Annotated in this window: 21 protein-coding genes and 1 pseudogene; 3 read left to right on the forward strand and 19 right to left on the reverse strand. The window is 71.0% G+C overall.

Annotation, left to right across the window (positions count from 1 at the left end; translation table 11 throughout):
* Nucleotides 1-210: 210 nt before the first annotated feature.
* The 8 genes and pseudogenes from ACZZ0J_RS10770 to ACZZ0J_RS10805 form a co-directional block, all read right to left on the reverse strand.
* The gene (locus ACZZ0J_RS10770) at nucleotides 211-1,074 is read right to left on the reverse strand and encodes an NAD(P)H-hydrate dehydratase (protein ID WP_463436821.1); all 864 of its coding nucleotides are present in this window, start codon (nucleotides 1,072-1,074) and stop codon (nucleotides 211-213) included.
* The gene (locus ACZZ0J_RS10775) at nucleotides 1,064-1,804 is read right to left on the reverse strand and encodes a histidine phosphatase family protein (RefSeq protein ID WP_194647418.1); all 741 of its coding nucleotides are present in this window, start codon (nucleotides 1,802-1,804) and stop codon (nucleotides 1,064-1,066) included. Before ACZZ0J_RS10775 ends, ACZZ0J_RS10770 begins: the two co-directional genes overlap by 11 nt.
* A 33-nt stretch (nucleotides 1,805-1,837) precedes the next feature.
* Complete coding sequence (locus tag ACZZ0J_RS10780) at nucleotides 1,838-2,203, reverse strand: hypothetical protein (protein WP_463436823.1); 366 nt, start codon at nucleotides 2,201-2,203, stop codon at nucleotides 1,838-1,840.
* Nucleotides 2,204-3,114: 911 nt separating this feature from the next.
* Nucleotides 3,115-6,227: pseudogene (locus tag ACZZ0J_RS10785) on the reverse strand (alpha-mannosidase).
* Nucleotides 6,228-6,264: 37 nt separating this feature from the next.
* Nucleotides 6,265-7,164, reverse strand: coding sequence for a carbohydrate ABC transporter permease (locus tag ACZZ0J_RS10790; RefSeq protein ID WP_333925055.1), 900 nt, complete (start codon nucleotides 7,162-7,164; stop codon nucleotides 6,265-6,267).
* Complete coding sequence (locus ACZZ0J_RS10795) at nucleotides 7,164-8,114, reverse strand: carbohydrate ABC transporter permease (protein ID WP_111085332.1); 951 nt, start codon at nucleotides 8,112-8,114, stop codon at nucleotides 7,164-7,166. The genes ACZZ0J_RS10790 and ACZZ0J_RS10795 overlap by 1 nt, the downstream gene beginning before the upstream one ends.
* Before the next feature lie 108 nt (nucleotides 8,115-8,222).
* Nucleotides 8,223-9,581, reverse strand: coding sequence for an extracellular solute-binding protein (locus ACZZ0J_RS10800; protein ID WP_123293238.1), 1,359 nt, complete (start codon nucleotides 9,579-9,581; stop codon nucleotides 8,223-8,225).
* A 236-nt stretch (nucleotides 9,582-9,817) separates the two neighbouring features.
* Nucleotides 9,818-10,660 carry a PhzF family phenazine biosynthesis protein gene (locus ACZZ0J_RS10805; protein WP_463436826.1) on the reverse strand — a complete coding sequence of 281 codons (843 nt, stop codon included), beginning with the start codon at nucleotides 10,658-10,660 and terminating at the stop codon, nucleotides 9,818-9,820.
* Nucleotides 10,661-10,805: 145 nt separating this feature from the next.
* Between ACZZ0J_RS10805 and ACZZ0J_RS10810 the strand changes: the two genes are divergently transcribed.
* A complete protein-coding gene (locus ACZZ0J_RS10810) occupies nucleotides 10,806-11,315 on the forward strand; it encodes a hypothetical protein (protein WP_463436828.1) in 510 nt (169 codons plus the stop codon).
* A gap of 76 nt (nucleotides 11,316-11,391) precedes the next feature.
* On the opposite strand, the gene ACZZ0J_RS10815 is transcribed toward ACZZ0J_RS10810, so the two are convergent.
* The 6 genes from ACZZ0J_RS10815 to ACZZ0J_RS10840 form a co-directional block, all read right to left on the reverse strand.
* Nucleotides 11,392-11,688: an LPXTG cell wall anchor domain-containing protein gene (locus ACZZ0J_RS10815; RefSeq protein ID WP_463436830.1), complete on the reverse strand. Its 297-nt coding sequence runs from the start codon at nucleotides 11,686-11,688 to the stop codon at nucleotides 11,392-11,394.
* A gap of 94 nt (nucleotides 11,689-11,782) precedes the next feature.
* The gene (locus tag ACZZ0J_RS10820) at nucleotides 11,783-12,844 is read right to left on the reverse strand and encodes a hypothetical protein (RefSeq protein ID WP_463436832.1); all 1,062 of its coding nucleotides are present in this window, start codon (nucleotides 12,842-12,844) and stop codon (nucleotides 11,783-11,785) included.
* A complete protein-coding gene (locus tag ACZZ0J_RS10825; RefSeq protein ID WP_463436834.1) occupies nucleotides 12,808-13,794 on the reverse strand; it encodes a lamin tail domain-containing protein in 987 nt (328 codons plus the stop codon). The genes ACZZ0J_RS10820 and ACZZ0J_RS10825 overlap by 37 nt, the downstream gene beginning before the upstream one ends.
* A gap of 117 nt (nucleotides 13,795-13,911) precedes the next feature.
* Nucleotides 13,912-14,832 carry a hypothetical protein gene (locus tag ACZZ0J_RS10830; protein ID WP_463436836.1) on the reverse strand — a complete coding sequence of 307 codons (921 nt, stop codon included), beginning with the start codon at nucleotides 14,830-14,832 and terminating at the stop codon, nucleotides 13,912-13,914.
* An 82-nt stretch (nucleotides 14,833-14,914) separates the two neighbouring features.
* Nucleotides 14,915-15,265: an ROK family protein gene (locus ACZZ0J_RS10835; protein ID WP_463436838.1), complete on the reverse strand. Its 351-nt coding sequence runs from the start codon at nucleotides 15,263-15,265 to the stop codon at nucleotides 14,915-14,917.
* A complete protein-coding gene (locus tag ACZZ0J_RS10840; RefSeq protein ID WP_463436840.1) occupies nucleotides 15,262-16,239 on the reverse strand; it encodes an ROK family transcriptional regulator in 978 nt (325 codons plus the stop codon). The genes ACZZ0J_RS10835 and ACZZ0J_RS10840 overlap by 4 nt, the downstream gene beginning before the upstream one ends.
* An 85-nt stretch (nucleotides 16,240-16,324) precedes the next feature.
* On the opposite strand from ACZZ0J_RS10840, the gene ACZZ0J_RS10845 reads away from it, so the two are divergent.
* Both ACZZ0J_RS10845 and ACZZ0J_RS10850 read left to right on the forward strand, forming a co-directional pair.
* Entirely contained in the window at nucleotides 16,325-16,780 is a 456-nt protein-coding gene (locus tag ACZZ0J_RS10845) for a GNAT family N-acetyltransferase (RefSeq protein ID WP_111085338.1), read from the forward strand.
* Between the two features lie 14 nt (nucleotides 16,781-16,794).
* Entirely contained in the window at nucleotides 16,795-17,142 is a 348-nt protein-coding gene (locus ACZZ0J_RS10850; RefSeq protein ID WP_463436842.1) for an MGMT family protein, read from the forward strand.
* 39 nt (nucleotides 17,143-17,181) lie between these two features.
* Here ACZZ0J_RS10850 and ACZZ0J_RS10855 read toward each other — a convergent pair whose 3' ends face one another.
* The 5 genes from ACZZ0J_RS10855 to purN all read right to left on the reverse strand — a co-directional run bounded on the left by ACZZ0J_RS10855 (nucleotide 17,182) and on the right by purN (nucleotide 24,184).
* The gene (locus tag ACZZ0J_RS10855) at nucleotides 17,182-17,607 is read right to left on the reverse strand and encodes a DUF805 domain-containing protein (RefSeq protein WP_463436844.1); all 426 of its coding nucleotides are present in this window, start codon (nucleotides 17,605-17,607) and stop codon (nucleotides 17,182-17,184) included.
* Nucleotides 17,608-17,644: 37 nt separating this feature from the next.
* Complete coding sequence (locus ACZZ0J_RS10860; RefSeq protein ID WP_123671580.1) at nucleotides 17,645-19,453, reverse strand: ABC transporter ATP-binding protein; 1,809 nt, start codon at nucleotides 19,451-19,453, stop codon at nucleotides 17,645-17,647.
* A 92-nt stretch (nucleotides 19,454-19,545) separates the two neighbouring features.
* Entirely contained in the window at nucleotides 19,546-21,354 is a 1,809-nt protein-coding gene (locus ACZZ0J_RS10865; protein ID WP_131877582.1) for an ABC transporter ATP-binding protein, read from the reverse strand.
* 605 nt (nucleotides 21,355-21,959) lie between these two features.
* On the reverse strand, nucleotides 21,960-23,594 hold the full coding sequence (purH, locus tag ACZZ0J_RS10870) for a bifunctional phosphoribosylaminoimidazolecarboxamide formyltransferase/IMP cyclohydrolase (protein ID WP_123671462.1): 1,635 nt from the start codon (nucleotides 23,592-23,594) through the stop codon (nucleotides 21,960-21,962).
* Nucleotides 23,591-24,184, reverse strand: coding sequence for a phosphoribosylglycinamide formyltransferase (gene purN / locus ACZZ0J_RS10875; RefSeq protein ID WP_463436847.1), 594 nt, complete (start codon nucleotides 24,182-24,184; stop codon nucleotides 23,591-23,593). Before purN ends, purH begins: the two co-directional genes overlap by 4 nt.
* Nucleotides 24,185-24,220 lie beyond the last annotated feature (36 nt).

Consider the following 24,220-nt stretch of genomic DNA (forward strand, 5'->3'; position numbering starts at 1 on the left):
TCGTGGAGGCGGCCGGTTTCCGGCCCGTGCTGCGGCGGTGAACGGCTGCGGAACAGCGGGTGCGCCTGTACGTTCTCGCCTGGCGGGGGGCGGGGCGGGGGGCGGCGTGCGGCGTACCTGGTCGATTCGGGCGCACCTGGTCAGAAGTTCCTGGCAGGTACGCCCGAAAGCATGAGGTATCGCGCGCGCTCTGGGAAAGAACGGGCGAGGTCAGGCGCCGAGTTCGACGAGCACCCGCGGGATCTCGGTCACGAGCTCGCTCGCCAGGTACCCGAGCGGCCCGACCTGCACCGCGAGCCGATCGCCGGCAGCCGCGTGCACGTAGGACGCCCACGCCACCGCCTGTGCCGGTTCCGCGCCACGAGCGAGCAGGCCGGCGACCGCACCCGACAGGACGTCGCCGCTGCCGCTGGTGCCGAGTCCTCCGGAGCCGGTGCCCTTGATCCAGCTCCGCCCCTGCGGCGTCGCGATGGCGTCGCCCAGGGCCACGACCGCACCGAACCGCTGCGCGATCGCCATCGCGTCGGCCACGTCGTCGTCGCTGCACTCACGACCGAGGAGCCGTTCGGCTTCGCCGGAGTTGGGCGTCATCACCAGCCGACCCCGGAGCGGTTCCAGGCGGTCCCGCACGTCGGCCGCCACCCCGAGGGCGAACGCATCGAGCACGACGGTGGTCTGTGGTCCGACGACGTCGGCGAGTCCGGCCACGAGGTCACGGGTGCCGTTCGGCTCGTCGAGTCCTGGGCCGACCAGCAGCGCGTCCGCGCTCGCAGCCGAGTCCGCGATCCCCTCGATCGCGCCCACGGCGACGTGACCGTCCGCGTCCTCGTCGAGCGGTTCGACGCCGGACTCGGGCACGGCGACCGCGACCTCGTTCGCGATGCTCCGCCCCACCGCGAGGGTGAGCCGCCCCGCTCCCACCCGGAGTGCTGCGAGCGCCGAGAGCATCGCGGCTCCGGGCGTCCGCGCTGCGCCGCCGACCACGAGCACCTGCCCGCGACCGTACTTGCCCGCGCCGGGCTCGGGGAGCGGCCAGTCCCGCAGGAAGTTCGGGGTGACGGTCTCAGCGGACATGCTCGTCGTCCTTCCGGCCGGTGTGTGCCGTGACCTCGTCGTCGTCGAGGTGCCCGACGGAGGAGAACTCCTCGAGCACCCACGGTGCTCCCGCACGCTCGCGGCGGAGTCGGGTGAGGGAGGCGTTCGCGACCGCGTGCGTCCGGGCGAACTCCATGAGCGCCGGCTCGTCGAGGTCGAGGCACACCGCCACGACCAGCATCACGACGGCGTCGTGCGCCGCGACGACGAGCCGCTCGGTGCCCTCGACCCGTTCGACGTCGACCAGCGCCGATCGGAGCCGGAGCATCACGTCGGCCCAGGACTCGCCTCCCGCTGGCCGGTGGTAGTACTTGCCGAGCCACTGCCGGCGACGTTCCTCGTCGGGGTACCGGTTCCGCACACCCTGCAGGGTGAGCAGGTCGAGCACACCGAGCTCGCGGTCGCGGAGCCGCTCGTCCACCCGTTTCTCGGGCTCGGCCAGCCCGCCGGCCCCGAGCGCGATCTCGATGGTCTGCTGCGCACGCAGGTACGGCGAGACCCACAGCGCCACGGGGACGTCGTCGATGCCACGATCGGCGAGTTCCTGTCCGAGCGACCGCGACTGCGATTCGCCGAGCGGACTGAGCGGGACGTCGGCGTCCCGGTACTCGACGTCGATGACGTCGTCGCCCGCGGCCTCTGCTCGGGCGGCGGCGACGTTCGCGAGCGATTCACCGTGGCGGACGAGCCAGATCTCCTGCACTGCCATGCCGCCACGCTAACCACGCCGCGCTGAGCCGGCTCACCGACGCCCACCGCCTGCGGTGCGGCGGGCGCTCCGGACCGGGCGGATCGCACACGGCAACCCCGCGGCGCGGAACCGGAGCGCCAGCGCATCGAGGTCGAACAGGTCCCGCCACTCGAGCCGGATGATCGTCCGCACACCCGGCACCGTGAGCAGCCTGGCATGGCGACGTTTCTCGTCCAGGAACACCTCGGTCTGGCTGCGGCCGCCGCGGTACCGGTCCTGCGTGTACTTCGCGCGTCCGTCGATCTCGACGACGACGCCTTCTGCTGGGAACCAGAAGTCGACGGCGGACCGGCGACCATCGACGACGAACTCCTGCTGCAGCACGGGAGCGGGCAACCCGAGCTCGCGGAAGACCACGCGCGCGAGTGACTCCGCCGGCGAACCCGAACGCCTCGTCGGCCAGGTCGAGGACCTGCGCGGCCCGAGCCCGACCGCGAGCACTCGGGTGCACTGCTCGCCACAGCTCGTCGCGCCCGGTCCCGGCGCGCAGCGCGGCGTCTGCCACGACGACCCCCGTCCGCAGGTCTCCGGTCATCGCGATGTCGATCACCGTCCGCGGGACCGCGGTCACTGCGAGGTCGCCGACCCGGACCCGTTCGGCGCCGGACACCGGTTTCGTGTGCAGGACCAGCTCGGTGGTCCTGCCCCGGTACATCGACTCCGGCACGGTGACGTGCACCGGGACGCTCCACCCGCCGAGCGCGGGCAGCCCGTGCACCGCGGCCGCTGAGTCGTGCGATGCCGTCGCCCGCGGGCCGAGCCGGCCGAGCCGCGCGTACACGCGGGTGACGTACCGCTGCCGTGGCCCGGCCGCGTCCCACGCTGCCCCGTCGACGAACGCGTTCGGCCCTGCCCGGACGAGTCGGCCCGGACCCTGGAGTCGGGTCCGGCGGCGCAGGGTGGTGGCGTCGAGTCCGGCCTCACGCGTGGCCGAGGCTCGGAGGATGGGCAGCGGTTCGTTCATGGAGACGACGTTGCCCGACCCGCCATGCGCCCAGCGGGCTGACGTCGAGGTCTGTGGACGGGCCTCCAGGCCTGCCCGCCTGTGGAGGAAGGACGTTCCTTCCCAGAACGGCCGCGATGCCAAGCGGAATCGGGCGTACCTGGTCGGAACTTTCGACCAGGTACGCCCGAATCGACCACCCACGCCCGATTCGACCAGGTACCCACCCACCCACCCCCACAAACAGAAGGCGGCGCCGGACGGAACGCACCCGTGTCCCGTCCGGCGCCGCGGTCTCTCCCCGAGGGGGACCGGCCCCGCTGCCTCAGGCCCGGCGTACCCGCAGGGTCACGATCTCGAAGGGCCGGAGCGTGAGCACGACCGGCTCCCCCGAGTCCCACGAGTCCCCCAGCGGGCGTTCCAGCAGGTCCACCGTCGCCACCGAAGCGACGTCGAACCCGAACGACACCCCGACGTCGGTCGCCCGACCGCCGGAGGCCTCGTACAGTCGCACGACCACGTCACCGGAGCGGTCCTCGGCGAGCTTCACGGCCTCGACGAGCACCTGCGGCGACGACACCGAGACCAGCGGCGAAACAACGGTCGAACCGGCGACAGAGCGCACCGGCAGGTTCAACCGGTAGCCGGAGTCGGCGGCGTCGAGCACCGACGCCCCCACCCGCAGCACCGTCCGGAACACGTGGTGCCCCTGGTCGGCGTTCGGGTCCGGGAACGTCGGCCCGCGCAGCAACGACTCGCGCACGAGCGTCGTGGTGCCGCCGTCGGGCCGTGTGGAGCGCGTGATGTCGTGTCCGTAGGTGGAGTCGTTCGCCACCGCGACGCCGAACCCGGGCTCGGCGACGTGCACCCAGCGGTGCGCCGACGTCTCGAAGCGGGCGTGGTCCCACGAGGTGTTCTGGTGGGTCGGCCGGTCGATGTGGCCGAACTGGATCTCGCTCGAGGCGGACGACGCACGGACGTCCACCGGGAACGCGAGCTTCAGCAGCTTCTGGTGCTCGTGCCAGTCGACCTCGGTCTCGATGGTGAGTTCCGGCTCGCCCTCGACGGCGGAGTACCGGGTCGTGAGCGTCGATGACCCGAAGGCCCGTTCCACCACGAGCGAGGAGCCGTCGATCGCGACCGACGACGCTGACAGGACGGTGCCGTTGCGCTGGTACGCACGGTCGATGTCCCACGCCTCCCACTGGTTCGGGGTGTCGCGGAAGACCGTGTACTCGGCAGCGGCCGCACCCGGTGCGATCGCGTCGCGCCCGCTGGCGCGGTCGACGAGCGACACGACGTGGCCGACGCCGTCGATGGTCGCCGTGACGACGCCGGTGTCGAAGACGAAGTGGTCGCCGGAGCGGACGGGAGGCACGGGTCGCGGTTCCGAGCCGAGCGAACCACCCAGGGCGGTTGCGTCTCCCGCCGCGACCGGCGAGGCGTTGAAGCGCACGACGTTCCCGGACGAGCCGCTGCCGCCGACGGCGTCGGCGCCGGACGGCGCGTCGAGCAGCGCACTGCTGCCGCCGGCGGCGGCCGACGACGAGGCCCCGACCCCGGCGAGCGCCGCAGCGCCCCGTTCGCGAGCGCGGTCGTCGCGTTGCCGATCAGCCCCTCGAGCACCTGGGCGATCTGCGCGTAGTTCTCCTCGGCGTTCTCGTAGACCCAGGCGATCGAGGACCCCGGCAGGATGTCGTGGAACTGCTGCAGCAGGACGGTGTGCCAGGCGCGCTCGAGCTCTTCGTAGGGGTAGTCCAGCCCGAGGCGCACGGCCGCGGTCGACGCCCACAGCTCGGCCTCGCGGAGCAGGTGCTCGGAGCGGCGGTTGCCCTGCTTCGTGCGGATCTGCGACGTGTAGGTGCCGCGGTGGAACTCGAGGTACATCTCGCCGGACCACACGCCGGGGGTCGGCAGGACCCGTTCGAGCTCCTCGAAGACCTGGGCGGGGGTGCCGAGCTGCACGCGCGGCGAGCCGTCCAGGTCGTGCTGGCGTCGGGCGGCCGCGACCATCTCGCGGGTGGGTCCGCCGCCGCCGTCACCGAAGCCGTAGAGCAGCATCGAGGTGTTGGCGACGCCACGCTCCTTGTTGTTCCGTTCGCCGCGGTGCAGGTCGGCGGCGGAGACGTCGGAGTTGTAGGTGTCGGCCGGCGGCAGGTGCGTCAGGACGCGGGAGCCGTCGATGCCCTCCCAGTGGAAGGAGGTGTGCGGGATGACGTTCGTCTCGTTCCACGACGGCTTCTGGGTGACGAACCACTTCGAGCCGGCGGCGCGGACGATCTGGGGCAGTGCGCCGGAGTAGCCGAACGAGTCGGGCAGCCAGGCCTCGGGGGTGTCGATGCCGAACTCCTCGAGGAAGAAGCGCTTGCCGGCGACGAACTGGCGGGCGAGCGCTTCACCACCGGGCAGGTTCGTGTCCGACTCCACCCACATGCCACCGACCGGGATCCACCGCCCCTCGGCGACGCGCTGCTTGATGCGGGCCCAGATCGACGGGTAGCCGTCGCGGATCCACGCGTACTGCTGCGCCGACGAGCAGGCGAAGGTGAAGTCCGGGTCGCGGTCCATCAGGTCGAGCACGTTCGAGAAGGTGCGGGCGCACTTGCGGATCGTCTCGCGCACCGGCCAGAGCCAGGCGGAGTCGATGTGGGCGTGGCCGACGGCGATCGCCCGGTGTGCGGCGGAACTGGCGGGGACGGCCAGCACGGGTGCCAGGACCTCGCGGGCGTCGGCTGCGGTGCCGGCGACGTCGTCGGGGTCGAGCGCGTCGGCTGCGAGCTCGAGGGCGTGCAGGATGTCGGCGCCGCGGGTGCCGTCCGTGGGAAGTTCCGCCATCAGGCCACGCAGGACCCAGAAGTCCTGCTGCAGCTCCCACACGGTGTCGTCGCGCTCGACGAGTTCGAGGGCACGCACGCGGTAGATCGGCTTGTCACCCGCGGTGGAGCGCGACCCGAGGGGCGTCGCGCCCTGGAACGAGTCGCCGCCGATGTCCGGGTTCGCGCCGGCCTCGACGTACAGCTCGAACGACTCCCCTGCGCCGACCTCGACCGGCACGGTGTCGTTCCGCGGCTCGACGCCCTTGATCGTGGAGCCGTCGGGCCGGTACGCCAGTCCCTCGGCCTGGAACCCCGGGTGCCGCTTCGTGAACCCGAGGTCGACGAGCAGTTCCGCAGTGGTCCCCGGCGCCGTGCCGAAGTCGGCGGGGACGGTGCCGGTGATCCGGAACCAGGTGGTCCCCCACGGTCGGCCACCCCAGGCGCTGCCCACCGTGAACGGCGTGTACGCCTGCTGGACGGCGGAGTCGAACGGCACCGGCTCGTCCGGCACCTCCCACGCCTCGATCGTCACCGGCGCCGAGCGGCGGTGGACGGCGGGGTCGACACGGTCGCGGACGAGGCGGGCGATCCGGGCCTCGACGAGCGGTTCGTCCTGGTGCATGTGGTTCCTTTCGAGAGAGCCGGCCGGAGCCAGCGGATCAGCCCTTGATGCCGCCGGCGAGGGCGTTGCCGCCGCCGAGGCCTCGGGACACGATCACGTAGAGGGCGATGACGGGCACGGAGTAGACGATGGAGAACGCGGCGAGCTGTCCGTACGCGACCGCCCCGTTCTGCCCGAAGAAGTTGAAGATGCTCACCGCGGCGGGCACCTTGTCGGGCGAGAGCAGCAGGACGAACGGGACGAAGAAGTTCCCCCACGCCTGGATGAACACGAAGATGAACACGACGGCGATGCCCGGACGCATGAGCGGGACGACGATGCGCGTCAGGGTGGTCATCATCGACGCCCCGTCGGTCCACGCTGCTTCTTCGAGGGAGATCGGCACGGAGTCCATGAAGTTCTTCGCCATCCAGATCGCCATCGGCAGCGACGTCGCGGCGAGGAAGAAGATGCAGCCCCACACGTTGTCGATCAGGTTGAGCGACACGAACAACGCGTAGACGGGCACCATCATGGCGGTGATCGGCAGGCCGGTCCCGAACAGGATGCTGTACAGGAACGGCTTGTTGACCCGCATCTTGTAGCGGGACAGCGGGTAGGCGGCGAGCAGTGCGAAGACCACGGTGACGACTGCCGTGCCGCCGGAGAGCAGCAGGCTGTTCGCGAGTGGGATGAACGACAGCTCGGGCGTGAGCACCTTGGTGAAGTTGTCGAGCGTGAACTGCGTCGGCAGCTTCACGGACAGCGACGCCTGGGTGTCGACCGAGGCGAGGACGAGCCAGAGCAGCGGGACCGCGAAGCACACCGCGATGACGAGCAGCACGGTGTTCGCCACCCACCGCATGGTGCGGCCGCGGGGCGACGTCATGTGCAGCGAACCGGGAGCGGTCACCGAGCGGGTGGTGGTCGGGTCGAGGGACGGGGCAGTGATGGCCATCAGTCCACCTCCGGCTTGAGGGCTCGGATGTAGATGATCGAGAAGACCGCCCCCACCACGAGCAGGATCGTCGCGATCGCGGTCCCGAAGCCGAGCTGCGAGAACTTGAACGCCTCTTGGTAGGCGAGGATCGGCAGGGTCGACGAGTTCGTGCCCGGCCCACCCCCGGTCATCACGAAGATGAGGGTGAAGACCGACAGCGTCTGCAGCGTCGTCAGCATGAGGTTCGTCGAGATGCTCCGTCGGATCACCGGCAGCGTGATGTAGACGAGGCGCTGCCACCCGGTGGCGCCGTCGACCTCGGCGGACTCGGTGATCTCCTCGGGGACCTCCTGCACGGCGGCGGAGTAGACGAGCATCGAGAAGGCCGTGCCGCGCCAGATGTTCGCCAGGATCACGGCGAACATCGGGAACGTGTAGAGCCAGTTCGGTCCGCTGATGCCGATGGACTTCAGGAACTCGTTGAGCGTGCCCTCGTCGTTGAAGAACGCGTACGCGGCGAACGAGGCGACGATCTCCGGCAGGACCCAGGCGGCGACGACGAAGGTGCCGACGATCGCGCGGACGGCCTTGTTGGCGGAGCGCATCAGGAGTGCGAGGCCGAGCCCCAGCACGTTCTGTCCCACGACCGCCGAGGCGAGCAGGAACACGACCGTCAGGATGACGGACTTCGGGAAGTCCGGGTCCTGGAACAGTTCGACGTAGTTCTGGAAGCCGACGAACTGCTGGTCGGCAGCGCCGGCGCCGGTGAGCGCGGAGTTCGTGAACGACCCGTAGAACGACGAGATGACGGGGCCGAGCAGGAAGATGACGAGCAGGACGAGGGCGGGCAGGAGCGGGACCGCTCGGCCGACGTTCCGCAGTGGTCGCCGCTTGCGCGGCACGGGTGGATCGGTGCGCTTCGGCGCACCGGGCGCCGACAGCGTCGGCGCGAGGGGGGTGCTGGACACGATGGGTGCCTTCCGGGTGCGGAGGGGTTCCGAAGGTGGGGAAGGACGGACCGGGAGGCGCGGTGCGGGGCCGCCCCGCGCCTCCCGTCCGTCAGTGGGTGACGTCCGTCAACCAGCCGAGACGGTGTTCTCCTTGCCGACCACCTGCGTGACGGCCTTGTCGTACACGGCAGCCGCCTGCTTCGGTGTCTGCTGCCCGGTCATGACCGACTCCATCGCGACCTGGATCGCGTTGGACACCTGCGAGTAGTCACTCGTCGCCGGGCGGAAGTTCGTGTTCTCCACCAGTCCGGAGAAGAACTTGAACGTCGGGTTGGCGTCGGTGTAGGCGGTGTCGTCCGCGACGTCCTTGCGGACGGCGATCTGGCTGTTCTCGGTGTCGTACTTCAGCGAGCCGTCCTTGTCGAGGAAGCTCGTGATGAAGTCGAACGCCGCCTGCGGGTTCTTCGACTTCGCGCCGACCGCCAGGGTCCAACCGCCGGACATCGAGTTGTAGCCCGGGTCCTGACCGTTCTGCGTCGGCATCGGCGCCTGACCCATCACGTCGTTCCACTCGGCCCACGGCGCAGTGCCGGACTTGAGCCACGTGCCGGACTGCCACGAACCGTCGAGGTCGATCGCGAGCTTGCCCTTCGGCAGCCACGTCTGCGCGATGGTCGTGCCGACGTTCGTGTCGAGCGCCTGCTGCGGTGTCGGGCCGAGGCCGCCCTGGTAGACGTCCTTCACGAACTGCAGCGAGTCCTCGAACTGCTTCGAGCCCGTGACCCACTTCTTGTCCTTGTAGAGCGTGTTGCCGGAGCCGTCCGCTCCGTACAGGAGCATCTCGAAGCCCTGCATGGTCGACGCCTCGCCCTGCGCCTTGCCCGAGTAGATGTTGAACGGGATGAGGTCGGGCTTCTTGTCCTTGATCGTCTTCGCCGCGGCGAGCACGTCGTCCCAGGTCTTCGGCTGCCACGGCACGGGCAGGCCGACGGACTTGAAGATGTCCTTGTTGTACCAAAGAGCGCGGGTGTCGGTGCCCATCGGGACGCCGTAGATCTTGCCGTCGTCACCCTGGCCGGCCTGCTTGGCGTTGTCGAAGAACTGGTCCCAGTCCTTCCACTTCGCCGTGTACTTGTCGAGCGGCAGGAGGTAGCCGGCCTCGGCGTCGGCCTTGACGAGGAAGGTGTCCTCGTACATGACGTCGGGAGCCGTCGCGGGCGCCTTGTTCATGAGCGCGAGCTTCGTGTAGTAGTCGTTGCCCTGGGCCTGGATCGGGACGAGCGTGACCTTCTTGCCCGGGTTGTCCTTCTCGTACTCCTTCTTGACGACCTTCATCTGGGCGTCGAGCTGCTGGAAGGCTCCGAACTTCTGGTACGCGATCTTGATCGTGTCGCTCGAGGCGGACCCCGAGGCTGAGCAGCCTGCCAGGCCGACCGCGGCGACGGCCACGGCTGCGAGTCCGGCGATGATGCGGGTGCGTTTCATCGGTGCTCCTTTGCACGGGTGACATCCGCGGGCTCCATCGCCCGCGCGCAGGATTAGTCCAGCGTATGGACTTATCCGTGTCAAGGAGTTTCTCGCGCCGCGCGCGTCGGGTGCGCGGTGCGGGCGGGCGGGGCTGGTGGGCGTACCGTGCCGAATCGGGCGTACCTGGTCGGAACTTTCGACCAGGTACGCCCGATTCCGCTTTCCATCCCACGCGCTCTGGGAAAGAACGTGCGTCAGGAGATCGGTGATGCACTCCCCGTCACGGTGATCCCGCCGGACTCCGGGACGTCGACGAGCAGCAGACTCGGACGACCGACGTGCCGCCCCTGCCGGATGACGACGCGGTCCCCCGGCTCGACGGCACCGACCTCGCGCAGGTATGCCCCGGTCGACGCCGCAGCCGAACCGGTCGCCGGGTCCTCGGTGATGCGGCCGGCGGGGAACAGGTTCCGTGCCTCGTACTCGCGCTCCCCGGTCTGGAGCAGCACCGTGACCGTCCCCTGCCAGCCGGCCTCGCGCTTGAGGTCGGCGAGCGGTCCGGGTGCGAACCGGAACTGGTGGAAGAGCTCCCGGTCGTGCAGCACGAGCACCGGGTGCCAGTTGCCGGCGAAGGACTCGAGCACCGGGAAGCCCGGCGCGATGTCGTCGGCCGTGAGCCCGAGCAGGTCGAACAACCGGGCGAGGAGCGCCGGGTCGATGTCCCGCGTCGCCGGTTCGACGCTCGTCATCGCGACCCGGACCACCCCGTCCGGGCCGGTGGTCGCGTCGAGGGCGACCTCGCCGGCGGCCGTCGTGAACACCCGGCGGCCGAGCCCCTGCCGTTCGGCGAGCGCCACCGCGAGCGCGACCGTCGCGTGCCCGCAGAACGGCACCTCGGCGGCGGGCGAGAAGTAGCGGACGTGCGGGCCCGTCGCCGTGGCGCCGACGACGAACGCGGTCTCGGGGTAGCCGACCTCGCGGGCGACGGCGAGCATCTCGTCGTCGGTCAGCGCCGCTGCGTCGAGGACCAGTCCGGCGGGGTTGCCGCCTCCGGGCTCGGCGGCGAAGGCGGTGTACCGGAGGACGTCGATGCTCATGCTCCGACGCTACTGCGGGGACGGCGCGGTCCGCGCGGGCCGATCACCGACGGGTGGCTCGGCACCTGCAGGTGGGGGTAACCCCCGCACGACTCCGGGTGTGCACGTGATGTTTCAGCCGGTGATCCATCACGAGACTTGTTGCATGAGCACCGACACGCAGCCCACCACCTCCCGCCGGACCCTCCGGATCGCCCTCGCCTCGTCCGCCGCACTCTCCGCGCTCCTGCTGACCGCGGGGTGCAGCGTGCTCGAGGACGTCATCCCGAACAAGACACCGCAGAAGCACTTCGCCACGTACTCGGACGCCCCGCGGTCCGGCGAGTCGAAGGACATGGCGTTCTTCATGCCGGAGTGGGTGCCGGAGGACGCGAAGGACATCGACGTCCGTCTCAACGCCTCGGCGCCCGGGTACGTCATCGGGTTCGCGTCGAAGGAGGGCGTCGACACGGACTCCTGCACGCCGCTCGACGAGGCGTACGGCGGATCGGCGATGCAAGCGGACTTCCTGCCCGAGGACCTCCCGACGACGGGCCTGGTCACGTGTGGCGACGGGCGCGCGGTCGCCGAGATCGGGGACCGCTGGTACGGCTGGACCACGAAGGACGCGATCCCCGGTCAGGACGACTCGAGCACGTTGCGCACCGACGGCTGACGCGCCACGGGGCGGACGGGAGGCCCGTGGCGAACCCGCCACGGGCCTCCCGTCCGCCGTGCACTCGCGCCCAGGGCTACTCCGCGGCCGCCGCCTTGCGACGGCGGACGATCAGGACACCCGCACCCGCGGCGAGCAGCAGGAACGCGATGAGCGCACCGGCCCCGAGGCCCTCGGCCCCCGTGAACGCGAGCTCGCCCGACGCCGTGATGGTGATCGGGGTCCAGCCCAGCACCGTGCCGTCCGCAGCGGTCACCACGATGCGGTGCTCGCCAGCCGGAGCATCGGCCGGGATCGTGACGCGCACCGTGCCGTCAGCGCCGACCGTCACCGTGCCGAGCAGCGTCGGGGTCGAGTACAGCCACACGGTCACCTGGTCACCGGCGTACCGCGTGCCGACCGTGACCGTGATGGTCTCCCCGCGCGGGCCGACGACGGGGCCGAGACGCTCCCGCGGTTCGTGTCCGTCAGGCCGGTCTCCGAGGGAGCCACCGGGGCGATCGGAGTGGCCGGCGACGGGGTCGGGGTCGGCGTCCGCGTCGATCCACCGGTCCCGGGGTCGGCGCAGGCGTCGATCCGCCGTCACCCGGAGCAGGCGTGGGCGTCGGCGTCGGGTCGGTGCCCGGGTCCGTGCCGCCGCTCTCGCACGGGTACGTCCCGGTGCGGAGCGAGAACCCGTCCGTGTCGTTGTCGTCGGCGGTGAACGTTGCGCGCTCCCCGTCGGTGCAGACGCCGGAGATCGCGAAGCCCTCGTTGGCGAGCGTCCGGTCCGCGTTCGACGGCGCTTCGAAGACCTTCGCGGCGGTGAAGACACCGTCGGTCAGCTCGTACAGCGCGGTGCGTCCGGCGCAGGCGTCGTCGCACACCACCCAGAGCGCGTCGAGGGTCGGGTCGAACTGCACGTCGGCGACGACCGCGAACGGCGAACGGATGGTGGCAACGCGCTGGAACGAACCGTCCGCCATCAGGGCGTAGGCGGAGACGCTCGCGGTGCCCTCGACGCCGACGAAGAAGAGCCCCTCGCCGTGTCCGGCGTACGTCGACGGCGCGTAGGCCGCGCCGGTGTGCTCGTCGGCGAAGCCGTGCTCGGTGAGCCACGAGTCCGGGATCCAGGTGACGCCCTCGAGGCCGGCGTTCGCACCGAGCCCCGGGAAGTCGGCTGCGAGGTCCCACTCGTCGGTGGCGCGCAGGGTCGACTCAGACCCGTCGGTGGTGGCGTACCGCAGGACCGACGGACGGCTGGTCTTCGACACGTCGTTGTCCCGCTCGGTCGACACGTACACGGCGCCCGGGTCGTCGCTCGTGACGGTGACGCCCTCGGCGTCCGGGGTCCCCGTGCCGTCGGCGTACCGCAGGTCCGTGCCCGCGGCGTTCGACGGAGCCCAGCCACCCTGACCGTCCGAGGTCAGGTGGTAGAGCAGGCCGTCGCCGTTCTGCACGGCCCAGAGCTGGCCGTCCTCGGACGTGCTGGACGTGGTCCAGTCGATGCCGCTCAGGTCACCGGTGAAGGTGTCCTCGTCGTCGAGCACGGTCTCGTCCGGGCCGCCGGGCCACGGCTCGGCGGTGACGACTCCGGCGAACCGGTTCGCCGTGCCCTTCGTCGGCTCGGCGGTGTCGGCGAAGTCGCCGGTGCCGTCCGGGTTGCGGCCGTACGTGGCGGCAGCGTGGGCCGTCCACGAGTACGAGTCGACCAGCGCACCCCGCGGATCGAAGACCCGGGCGGAGTCGGCCTTGCCGAGCCCGAAGCCGAAGTCCGTCTCGTCGAGGACGGCGAAGCCCCAGCCGCGATCGTCGTGCCGGCGGGAATCGTGTACGCGTGGTCGTCCTCGCTGTCCCGCAGGACGTACCCACCCAGGTCGACCGTGGTGCTGCCGACGTTGGTCAGCTCCACCCAGTCGCCGGGGGTGCCGTCCTGCGACTCGACCTCGTTGATGCGCACGGGCGAGGAGCAGTCGTTGGCGGCGCCCTTCGTCGACGCGGTGGTGTCGACCAGCGCACCGGTCCCGTCGGCGCACCGGCCGTACGTGACGACCGCGTGGCTCGTCCACGAGTACCGGAGCACCAGGTCGCCGGCGGGGTCGTACACCCGCGCGGTGTCGGCGCCGCCGAGCCCGAAGTCGAACCCGGGCGCGGTCGCCGAGAGCTGGTCGATGACGAAGTACCCGCCGGGGGCGATCGTCGAGCCGGCGGGCAGGACGTAGGCGTCGTGGGTGCTGTCGTCGTCGAGGAACGCGTAACCGGTCAGGTCGATCGACACCGACGACGTGTTCGCGAGCTCGACCCAGTCGGTGTCGTCGCCGTTCGACTCGACCTCGTTGACGACGAGGCCGTTCCGAGCGGCAGCGCCGACGCTCGGGTCGTCGTCACCGACGGCGGCGAGTGCCGGGCTGGCCGTGACGACGCCGGCGCCGAGGGCCAGCGCGGTGACGATGACAGCGCCGAGCCGCACGGAGCGGGGGCGCAGGGCAGGAGTGCGCATGCAGGTCCTTCTCGGGAGGGGAGGGGAGACCTGCACGACTGTTCAGCACCTGGGCATCCGACCGGTGGCCGCCCGGTGAACGACAGGTGTCGCGCGGCGCCCCAGCGCCGGGATCCCTCAGCCCTGCGCGACCCCGGAGAAGTCGGGCGACCCGTCGGGCAGCGCCGGCAGTGGCGTGCCGTCGACGTACCGCGGCCACGCCAGGGCGCGCGACGACGCCGGACGCGGCTCGTACCGGTACCGGTCCGCGCTGACCGGACCGGCGGCCGCGGCAGCCGTCGGGGCATCGGGCACCGGGGTGGCACCCCACGTCGCGATCGGTGCCGCGGGCGCCGTCGGGGGTGCTGCCGGTGGCGCTTCCGGCGTCGGCCACGCTCCGACCGCCCCCGCCGGGACGGCGCCCCGCGGGCGGAAGAGCGCGTTGCTGAGCGGGACGACGACCGTTCCGAGCAGGTCGAGGATGACCACCACCCAGACGAGTCGCCAGTAGCCGCGGGCGTAGTCCACGTCGGGTGCGAGCAGCGGGATCGACAGCAGCAGTGCGAGCAGGGCGATGACCCCGACGGTGGCCTTCGCGACGACCTGGAGCGCCGGTGTCGGGTACCGGCGGTGGATGACGAGCAGCAGGTGCACGTGCAGGAGCGCCACGCGGGCGACGCCGACGAGCCAGATCCAGTGCCAGAACCGCTCGCCGACGAGCCAGAGGCCGTCCTCGCCGGAGGAGTCCGTCGGGGCGAGCCACACCTTGTACAGCCCCGCGACGAGCAGGTACATCGACGTGGCGATGCTGACGAACGCGAACGTGCCCGATCGGCGTGACGAGACGTCGGCGTCGTACCAGGACAGCAGGGCGAAGACGACCACCACGACGATCGTCAGGAGCAGCTGCACCGCGACCCGTCCGAAGTCGCCGACCAACACCGCCACGATGCCGACGAGCCCGGCTGCGACGACCGCGCCGATGATCGTCCGGAACACGAGCGGCCGGACCTTCGCCCAGCGTCGGTCGATCGTGCCCGCGGCGCCGTTGTCCGTCATGTGTCCCCCGTCGTTCGCCGCCCACCTGGCGGATCCGTCGGTTCGCAGCGTAGCGGGCGGTGCGAGCCACCACCGACCGCCGTCAGCGGCGGATGAGCAGCCCGCTCGCCCGCGGGGACAACGCGGCGTCGAGCACCAGGCACGCGGCCCCCACCGCGGCGACGTCGGCACCGCGGTCACTCTCGACCACGTCGACCGCGTGCTTCGGCACGAGCAACGGCGACCCGACGATCGCCGCGCGGGCGGCCGGCAGCGCGGCGCTCGCGATGCGCGACCAGAACGGTCCGCCGAACACGACCCGGTCGATGTCGAGCAGGTTCACGATGACGACGGCGGCGTCGCCCATGACGGTGCCGGCCTCGGCGGCGAGCGTGGTCGCGGCCTCGTCGCCGTCGGCGATGGCCTCGGCGAGTTCGTCCCAGGCACGGTTCACCGCGTCGACCGACCCGTCGGACGAGACCGGGCCATCGGACGAGACCAGGCCGTCGGACGAGACCGGGCCGTCGGGCGAGACCGCACCAGCAGCGTCGCCACCACCGGACAACGCCACCCCCGCTCCCGCGCGATCCGCACGAGCCGGTCCGGCGCCACGGCCGCACCCACCTCGCCCCGGGTGCCGGACCCGTCCGGGGTGCCGGCGAGCGATCGCTGGTCGACCATGATGTGCCCGGCGTCCCCGGCGTTCGACCCGACGCCACGCACGGGTTCGTGGTCGACGACGAGCCCGACGCCGAACCCGGTGCCGAAGTACACGAACGCGAAGTTCCGCGCCGACGACTCTCCCGCCAGGAACATCTCGCCGACCGCGGCGGCCGTGACGTCCTTCTCGAGCAGGACGGGGTAGCCCGTGGCCTCGGCGAGCGCGTCGCGCAGGGGCACGTCCCGCCACCGGGGCAGGAACGGCGGGTCGACGACGATGCCGGCGTCGACGTCGATGGGGCCCGGGCTGGCGATCCCGACACCGAGCACTCCGTCGACGTCCACGCCCGCGTCGGCGATCAGGCCGTCGACGGCGGAGCCGATGGTGCGGACGACCTCGGACGGGTCGTCGGCGGTCGGCGTCGAGGTGGTCGACGAGGCGACGACGGTGCCGGCCAGGTCGAGGAGCACGTAGGTGACGACGGCCGGGTCGACGTGCACGCCGACGGCGTAGCGGCTGCCGGGTTCGAGCCGCAGGATGGTGCGGGGCTTGCCCCGACCGGCGACGACGGTGCCGGACTCGACGATCATGCCGGCCTCGATCAGGAACCGCGTGACGTTCGACACGGTCTGCGCGCTGAGGCCCGTTCGCGAGGCGAGTTCGACGCGGCTCAGGCCGTCCGGCGAGCGTCGGACGGCATCGAGCACGACCGTGCGGTTGAACCCGCCGATCGACGGGAGGTTCGCTCCACGCCGATGTTCTGCCATTCCGCGACCATACCGCGGCAACGGTGCGGTCTCGGTCTGCCGTCCGCGCTGGCCCCCACACGGGTCGCACCGTTACCCTGGCCGCATGGCCGACCTGCGTCTCGAAGAACTCTCCGCGAAGACCGCTGCCGCGGCGAACTCCCTGACGCTCAAGCCGGGCCAGGAACAGTTCGTGCAGCCGACCACCTACGGGGTCGCCGAGTCCGACGTCAAGCCGAGCTCCGCGTGGACCCGTGTGGTCCTGGACGGCGACGAGGTCCTGGGCCTCATCATCGGATCGTTCGACGCGGACAACGCGCAGGAAGAGCTACGCAGCGCCATCTGGCGGGTCAACGTCGCCGGCACGGCGCAGGGTCGCGGCGTCGGCCGCTTCGCCGTGCACGGCCTGGCCGACGAAGCGCGCAGCCGCGGGCAGGAACGCCTGACGGTCGTGTACGAGCCCGGTGGCGACGACAGCCCCGAGGCGTTCTTCCGCGCCGTGGGCTTCGAGGTCGTCCGCGAGACCCAGTACGGCGACCACTTCGCGGTCCTGACGCTCTAGCGTTCTCCAACGACGTGCCCGAGGACGACGCCCCCGCGCCGGAGCAGGACTTCGGGGCGGCGGTGGCCGAGGTGGTCCGGATGATCCCGCCGGGTCACGTCATGACGTACGGCGACGTCGCCGCAGCGCTCGGCTCACGCGCGTCGCGTGCGGTCGGCAAGGTGATGGCGCACGAGGGCGCCGACCTGCCCTGGTGGCGCGTGGTGCGCGCAGGTGGGCACCCGCCGCTGCACCACGAGGCCCGTGCGCTCCAGCACTACCGCGCGGAGGGGACGCCGCTCGTGCAGGGGACGGCGGCCTGGAGGCTCGACATGCGTCGTGCCTGCTGGTCGCCGTCCGCGGATGCGGACGACCCGTTCTGATGCCCGGCCCGCGCACGTCGGCCGTGCGTCCGCCGGCGGTCAGCGGTCGAAGCGCTCGCCCTTCGGGCTCGTCGGGATCAGGCACAGCACGTTCACGACGAGCGAGCCGATGCCGGGCACGACGTGCAGGAACTGCCAGAAGCCGGACAGACCGGCGTCGTGCAGCCGTCGGGCGCCGAGGGCGAGCGACCCGATCAGGGTCGCGAGGCCCCAGAGGACGAACAGGTAGGACCCGACGGGGTTCTCGAACAGCGCGGTGTCCGGCGTGAACGCCTGCGGGACGAGCTGCAGCACGAGTCCGATCGCGAGCGACGTGATCCACCACCACCAGAACTCGGCACGCGAGGCCCGTCCGGTGAACACGGTGTACTTCCGCCAGAACCGCCGGACGGCCTCGGTGAAGGGTACGCCGTAGAAGGGGTCGCGCAGGGCGACGCCGCCGGGCTGCACGCTGTCGTTGCTCATGGAGCAAGCCAACCACGTGGTGCAGCCCGGCTGCGTCCTACACGAGCGAGTCGCGCCAGGCCGCGTGCAGCTGGGCGAACCGCCCGGTACCCGAGATGAGGTCGGCGGGGGTGCCGTCCTCGACGATCTTCCCGTGTTCCATCACGAGCACGCGGTGGGCGATCGCGACGGTGGACAGGCGGTGCGCGATGATCACCGCGGTGCGGTCGGCGAGCAGGGTCTCGAGCCCTTCCTGCACCAGCCGCTCCGAGGGGATGTCGAGCGACGCCGTGGCCTCGTCGAGGATGAGCACCTTCGGGTCCGCGATGAACGCCCGCGCGAACGAGAGCAGCTGCCGCTGTCCCGCCGAGACACGACCGCCACGCTTGTTCACGTCGGTGTCGTACCCGTCGGGGAGCGCCATGATGAACTCGTGCGCGCCGACCGCCTTGGCGGACGCCTCGATCTCGGCGCGGGAGGCCCCCGGCTTGCCGAGCGCGATGTTGTCCGCGACCGTGCCGGAGAACAGGTAGGCCTCTTGCGTGACCATGACGATCGCGCGGCGCATGTCCTTCGTGTCGAGGTCGCGCAGGTCCACGCCGTCGAGCCGCACGGAACCGTGCGACGGGTCGTAGAAGCGCGCCATCAGCTTGGCGAGCGTCGACTTGCCGGCGCCGGTGGACCCGACGAGCGCGATGGTCTGCCCGGACGGGATGTGCAGGTCGAACTCCGGCAGGACGACCTTGCCCGCGTTGTACGCGAACACGACCTCGTCGAAGTCCATCTTGCCCGTGGCGTCGGCCAGCTTGGTCGGCTTCACGGGGTCCGGCACGCTCGGTCGTTCCTCGAGGACGCCGGAGATCTTCTCCATCGCCGCCGAGGCCGACTGGTACCCGTTGTAGAACATCGCGAGCTCCTGCGCCGGGTCGAAGAAGCGCTTGGCGTACAGCGCGACCGCGAGCAGCGCACCGACCTCGAGCGTCCCGCCGACGATCCGGAACCCACCGACGATGACGACCGCGGCGAGCGTGGCGTTGCCGATGAGCACGAGCACCGGGTCGAAGGTCCCGAACAGGTTGAACACCTTCGTGTTCGCCAGCCGGTAGTCCTCGACGAAGCCGCCGTACTCGTCCTTGTTGCGGGACTCCTTGCGGAACGCCTGCACGGCACGGATGCCCGTCATCGTCTCGACGAAGTGCACGATCACGCGCGCCGAGGTGACGCGGGTGGCGCGGAACAGCGTCTGCGAGTTCTTCTGGAACCAGCGGATCAGGAACCAGAGCGGCACGAGCGACACCGCGAGCACGAGCCCGGACGTCGGGTCGAGCAACACCAGGGCCACGGCGGTGAACACCATGTACAGCACGCCCTGGATGAGCTGGTTCAGGCCGGAGTCGAGCAGCTCGCGGATCGAGTCGAGGTCACTCGTCTGGCGGGAGATGATCCGGCCGGACGTGTAGGTCTCGTGGAACTCGAGCGACAGCCGCTGCGTGTGCAGGAACACCCGCTTGCGCAGGTCGAACAGGATCGCCTGGCTGATCCGTGCGGCGAGCACGGTGTACCAGGCGGTGAGCACCGCGCCGAGGACGGCCACGACGATGTACGTCGCGACGACGCCGAACGCCGGCACCCAGTCGTTCTGGTCCATCACGGCGGGCAGGGCGTTGTCGATGCCCCACGCGATGAGCGCCGGACCCGCGACGGTGCCCGCCGTGGAGACCACGACGACGATCCCGAGCAGCACCAGGCGGAGCTTCAGCGGGGCCGCGAGGGAACCGAGCAGGGCGAGGGAGCGACGCCGCAGGCGCTTGCTCTCCGCCTTGGTGAAGTCCTCGCGCTCCTCGCCGCGCACGCCCAGGGTGGTGATCGAGGCGGTGACGGGCGCGGCAGCCTGCTCGTCCGGAGCTTCCTGCGGGACGGACGCCGTGCCTCCCGGCAGGTTCTGGTCGGTCTGCTGGCTCATGCCATCGCCTCCTGTCGTGCGGTCGCGTCGTCGTCGTCGAGCGACGAGATGACGTAGCGGTAGTGCTCGTTGGTGGCCATCAGGTCGTGGTGGGTCCCGACGGCGGTGACGACGCCGTTCTCCATCAGCGCGACCCGGTCGGCCAGCGTCACCGTCGACGGACGGTGCGCCACGATGAGCGACGTGGTGTCGGCGAGCACGCGGCGCAGACCGGCCTCGACCCGCGCCTCGGTGTCGACGTCGAGCGCCGACAGCGGGTCGTCGAGCACGAGCACCGACGGCCGCGCAGCGATCGCACGGGCCAGCGCCAGACGCTGCCGCTGTCCGCCGGACAGCGACAGCCCCTCTTCGCCCACCCGGGTGTCCACGCCGTCGGGCAGGTCGTCCACGAAGGACGCCTGCGCGATGTCGAGTGCCTCGCGCATGAGCGCCTCGGCCTCGGCACCCTGCACGTCCGGTCGACCGAGCAGCACGTTCTCGCGCACGGTCGACGAGAACAGGGTGGCGTCCTCGAAGGCGACGCCGACGTGCCGGCGCAGTTCTTCGCGGGTGAGGTCGCGGATGTCGACCCCGTCGATCGTCACCGATCCGCCGGTCACGTCGTACAGGCGCGGCACCAGCGAGAGCAGCGTCGTCTTGCCGCAGCCCGTGAGCCCGACGAGCGCCATGGTCTCGCCCGGCTGCAGCTGCAGCTCGACGCCGTTGATCAGGTCCGGGTACTGCGGTGCGGAGTCCTGGTACCGGAAGTGCACGCCGTTGAACGACAGTGCACCGTGCGGCTCCGCGATCGTCTTCGGGTCCTTCGGGTCCGTGATGGTGTTCTCGGAGTCCATGACCTCGAAGAAGCGGTCGACCGCCGTGCGGGTGTCGAACGTCATCGAGAGCAGGAAGCCGATCGACTCGATCGGGAACCGCAGCACGGTCGCCGTCGCGAAGAACGCGAACAGCTGACCGACGGTCATCTCGCCTTGCGACGCCAGCCAGATGCCGGCGAGCAAGCACAGCGCGAACGCGACGTCCGGCACGAGCAGCAGCCACAGCCAGATGCTCGCGATGGCCTTCGCCTTCTTGATCTCCGTGCCGCGCAGGGCTTCGGCCTGCTCGCTGAACTCCTCGAGCTTCGACCCGCCGCGGCCGAACGCCTTGAGCACGCGGATGCCGTGCACCGACTGCTCGACGCTCGTCGCGAGGTCACCGACCTGGTCCTGGCTGCGGCGCGCGACGACGGAGTACCGACGCTCGAACAGCAGCCCGTTGATCCACAGTGGGATCGACGCGATCAGGAAGATCAGCCCGAGCAGCCACCCGAAGGTGAACAGCACGACGAAGCCGACGACGATCGTCACGACGTTCACGACGAGCAGGACGACACCGAAGGCCAGCCAGCGGCGGATCAACGACAGGTCCGACACGGAACGGGACAGCAGCTGCCCCGACTCCCACCGGTCGTGGAACGCGACGGGCAGGTCCTGCAGCTTCGCGTAGAGCGAGTTCCGCATGCTGGCCTCGATCCGCGTCGAGGGGCGCATCACCATCCGGCGACGCGAGGCGATGAAGAACGCCTCGAGCACACCGAGGGCGAGCACGCCGAGGCCGGCGGGCCAGATCTGTGCGCCGTCCTTCGATGACAGCGGGCCGTCGACGAGCCACTGCAGGACGTAGGGGATTGCGAGCGCCACCAAGGAGGCTCCCATCGCTGCGGCCATGCCGCCGATGAGGCGCCCCTGGTAGGGCTTCACGTAGGGGTAGATCCGCGCGATCGCGCGGAAGGTGGACGGGCGCGCCGTGGTGGGCGACTTGGACATGCGTTGCGTCCTCATGCGTCTGCCGGGTCCCCGGGTCGCGCTGCGCCTTGGCCGCCTGCTGCTTGCGTGCTGCTGGCGTGCGGTGCGTGCGCGGCCTCGACCTGGAGGCTCGGTGTGGCGTTGCGTGGTGATCATCGGCCGGGCGCGTGGTCGCGCCTCCGCCGTCACTCGCGTGACGTCGGTCGGGCCGGAGGGCACCGGGAGACACTCGTCCCCCGGGTTCAGGCGGGTGGTTCGCGGACGCTGGTCGTGCGGCGCCGCGAGGCCGTGGGAACGGCCTGGCTAGACGGCGGCCGCGACGCGCGGTCGCGGTGCGATCAGGGATCGCCGTGCGGAGTGGTCCCCACGACGGACACGAGACCTGCACGGGCGGCCGTCGCCACGGTTCCGGTCATGTTGTCCATCGTCACTCCAGTCGTCGTCTTCGTCACCGTTGTGTCCGCGGTGCCACCGGTCCCGAGGGACCGTCGGCTGCCTGTCGCGGAGCCTTACAGACTATTCACAGTGACTCTCAGCGCGCAATAGGGTGCCGCGATTTGTTCACTTCAGTGGACGAAGTGGTGCTCGCCTCAGTGCTCGAAGTGGTGCTCGCCTCAGTGCTCGCCTCAGTGGAAGAAGTGGCGCTCGCCCGTGAAGTACATCGTGACGCCCGCGGCCGTCGCCGCTGCGATGACCTCGTCGTCGCGGACGCTGCCACCGGGCTGGGCCACCGCGCGCACACCGGCGTCGAGCAGCACCTGCAGGCCGTCGGCGAACGGGAAGAACGCATCGGACGCCGCGACGCTGCCGGTCGCGCGGTCACCCGCACGGTTCACCGCGAGGTGGCACGAGTCCACCCGGTTGACCTGGCCCATGCCGACCCCGACGCTCGCGCCCTGGTTCGCCAGCAGGATGGCGTTCGACTTGACCGAACGGCTCGCCTTCCACGCGAAGGCCAGGTCGGCGAGGGTCTGGTCGTCAGCGGGCTCGCCGGCGACCAGGGTCCACGTGGACTGGTCGAACGCCGTGAAGCGGTCGGCGTCCTGCACCAGGAAGCCGCCGGAGATCTGCTTGACCTCGCGCGGCGCCAGGGCGAAGTCGGCCGGCAGCGTGAGCAGGCGGATGTTCTTCTTGCGCGACAGGATCTCGAGTGCCTCGGGGTCGAAGCCCGGGGCGACGACGACCTCGGTGAAGATGTCCTTCACGGTCTCGGCCATCGCCACGGTGACCGGACGGTTCGCGGCGATGACCCCACCGAACGCCGACAGCGGGTCGCAGGCGTGCGCGGCGGCGTGGGCCGAGGCGATCGGATCGGCGGCGTCCGCCGGGGCGATCGCGATGCCGCACGGGTTGGCGTGCTTGATGATGGCGACCGCGGGGGTGTCGAAGTCGAACGCCGCACGGACGGCCGCGTCGGCGTCGACGTAGTTGTTGTACGACATCTCCTTGCCGTGCAGCTGCGTCGCCTGCGCGATGCCGGCGCCGTCGGTGCTCGTGTACAGCGCGGCTGCCTGGTGCGCGTTCTCGCCGTAGCGGAGCGTGGCCGACAGGTCGGCGGTGAAGCCGAGGTGCTCGTCGAACGCTCCGGGCGTCTGGATGTCGCCGCTGGTCGTCGGCGCCGCAGCGGCCGCGACGACGTCGCTGGCGAAGTAGGACGCCACCGCGGTGTCGTACGCCGCGGTGTGCGCGAACGCCTGGGCCGCCAGACGCTTGCGGAGCTCGAGCGAGGTACCGCCGGCGCGGACGGCCTCGACGACCTCGGCGTAGGACGACGGTGAGACGACGATCGCGACGTTCGGGTGGTTCTTCGCCGACGCACGGACCATCGCGGGGCCGCCGATGTCGACGTTCTCGACCACGGTCGCGGTGTCGGCACCAGAGGCCACCGTCTCGACGAACGGGTACAGGTTCACGACGACGAGCTCGAACGCCGCGATCCCGAGGTCGGCGAGCTGCTGCTCGTGCGACTCGAGGCGCAGGTCGGCGAGCAGACCGGCGTGCACCGAGGGGTGCAGCGTCTTGACCCGGCCGTCGAGCGACTCCGGGAACCCGGTGACGCTCGCGACGTCGGTGACGGCGTACCCGGCGTCACGGATCGTCTGGGCGGTGGACCCCGTCGACACGATCTCGACACCCGACTCGGCGAGGGCGCCGGCGAGCTCGAGCAGGCCGGACTTGTCGCTCACCGAGATGAGTGCGCGGCGGACCGGCACCACGTCACGGTCGCGGTAGAGGCTGGGGTCGGCTGCGTGCACGCTCATGCGCTCGGGGTGCCCTTCAGGTCGGTGGTGCCGTTGGCGATGTCGATGATGGTCTGGATGAGCAGGCGGCGCTCGACCGGCTTGATGCGGTCGTGCAGCGTCGACTCGGAGTCGCCCGGGAGCACGGGGACGCGCTCCTGGGCCAGGATCGGGCCGGTGTCGACGCCGTCGTCGACCGCGATGACGCTCGCGCCGGTCTCGGTGACGCCGGCGGCCAGGGCGTCCCGCACGCCGTGCGCGCCGGGGAACTCGGGCAGGTACGCCGGGTGGGTGTTGATGATGCCCGGGGCGAACTCGGACACCACGGCCGGGGGCAGCAGGCGCATCAGGCCGGAGAGCACGAGCAGGTCGGGCGACCAAGGGCGGATCTGCTCGGCGAGCGACTGTCCCCACTCGGCGCGGGTCTCGTAGCGCGAGAACGGCACCGTGAAGGTCGGGATCGAGAACTCCTCGCCCAGACCGAGACCCTCGGCATCGCGGTCGGCACCGATGGCGACGACACGGGCGGGGTACTCGGCGTCGAAGGTCGCTTCGAGCAGGGCTCGGAGGTTCGACCCGGTACCGGAGATCAGGACGACCAGTTCGAGCACGGCACCAACCCTACCGGGACCCGCGCGTCGTGACGT

This window comes from Curtobacterium sp. AC272, assembly GCF_979258155.1.

Excerpts from the sequence above, each read along its gene's own strand:
- ACZZ0J_RS10825 (WP_463436834.1), bottom strand. The coding sequence starts at position 13,794 with ATGCGCACTCCTGCCCTGCGCCCCCGCTCCGTGCGGCTCGGCGCTGTC.
- ACZZ0J_RS10770 (WP_463436821.1), bottom strand. The coding sequence starts at position 1,074 with ATGTCCGCTGAGACCGTCACCCCGAACTTCCTGCGGGACTGGCCGCTC.
- purH (WP_123671462.1), bottom strand. The coding sequence starts at position 23,594 with ATGAGCGTGCACGCAGCCGACCCCAGCCTCTACCGCGACCGTGACGTG.
- ACZZ0J_RS10830 (WP_463436836.1), bottom strand. The coding sequence starts at position 14,832 with ATGACGGACAACGGCGCCGCGGGCACGATCGACCGACGCTGGGCGAAG.
- ACZZ0J_RS10805 (WP_463436826.1), bottom strand. The coding sequence starts at position 10,660 with ATGAGCATCGACGTCCTCCGGTACACCGCCTTCGCCGCCGAGCCCGGA.
- ACZZ0J_RS10800 (WP_123293238.1), bottom strand. The coding sequence starts at position 9,581 with ATGAAACGCACCCGCATCATCGCCGGACTCGCAGCCGTGGCCGTCGCC.
- ACZZ0J_RS10845 (WP_111085338.1), top strand. The coding sequence starts at position 16,325 with ATGGCCGACCTGCGTCTCGAAGAACTCTCCGCGAAGACCGCTGCCGCG.
- ACZZ0J_RS10810 (WP_463436828.1), top strand. The coding sequence starts at position 10,806 with ATGAGCACCGACACGCAGCCCACCACCTCCCGCCGGACCCTCCGGATC.
- ACZZ0J_RS10865 (WP_131877582.1), bottom strand. The coding sequence starts at position 21,354 with ATGTCCAAGTCGCCCACCACGGCGCGCCCGTCCACCTTCCGCGCGATC.
- ACZZ0J_RS10790 (WP_333925055.1), bottom strand. The coding sequence starts at position 7,164 with ATGGCCATCACTGCCCCGTCCCTCGACCCGACCACCACCCGCTCGGTG.
- ACZZ0J_RS10840 (WP_463436840.1), bottom strand. The coding sequence starts at position 16,239 with ATGGCAGAACATCGGCGTGGAGCGAACCTCCCGTCGATCGGCGGGTTC.
- ACZZ0J_RS10855 (WP_463436844.1), bottom strand. The coding sequence starts at position 17,607 with ATGAGCAACGACAGCGTGCAGCCCGGCGGCGTCGCCCTGCGCGACCCC.
- ACZZ0J_RS10775 (WP_194647418.1), bottom strand. The coding sequence starts at position 1,804 with ATGGCAGTGCAGGAGATCTGGCTCGTCCGCCACGGTGAATCGCTCGCG.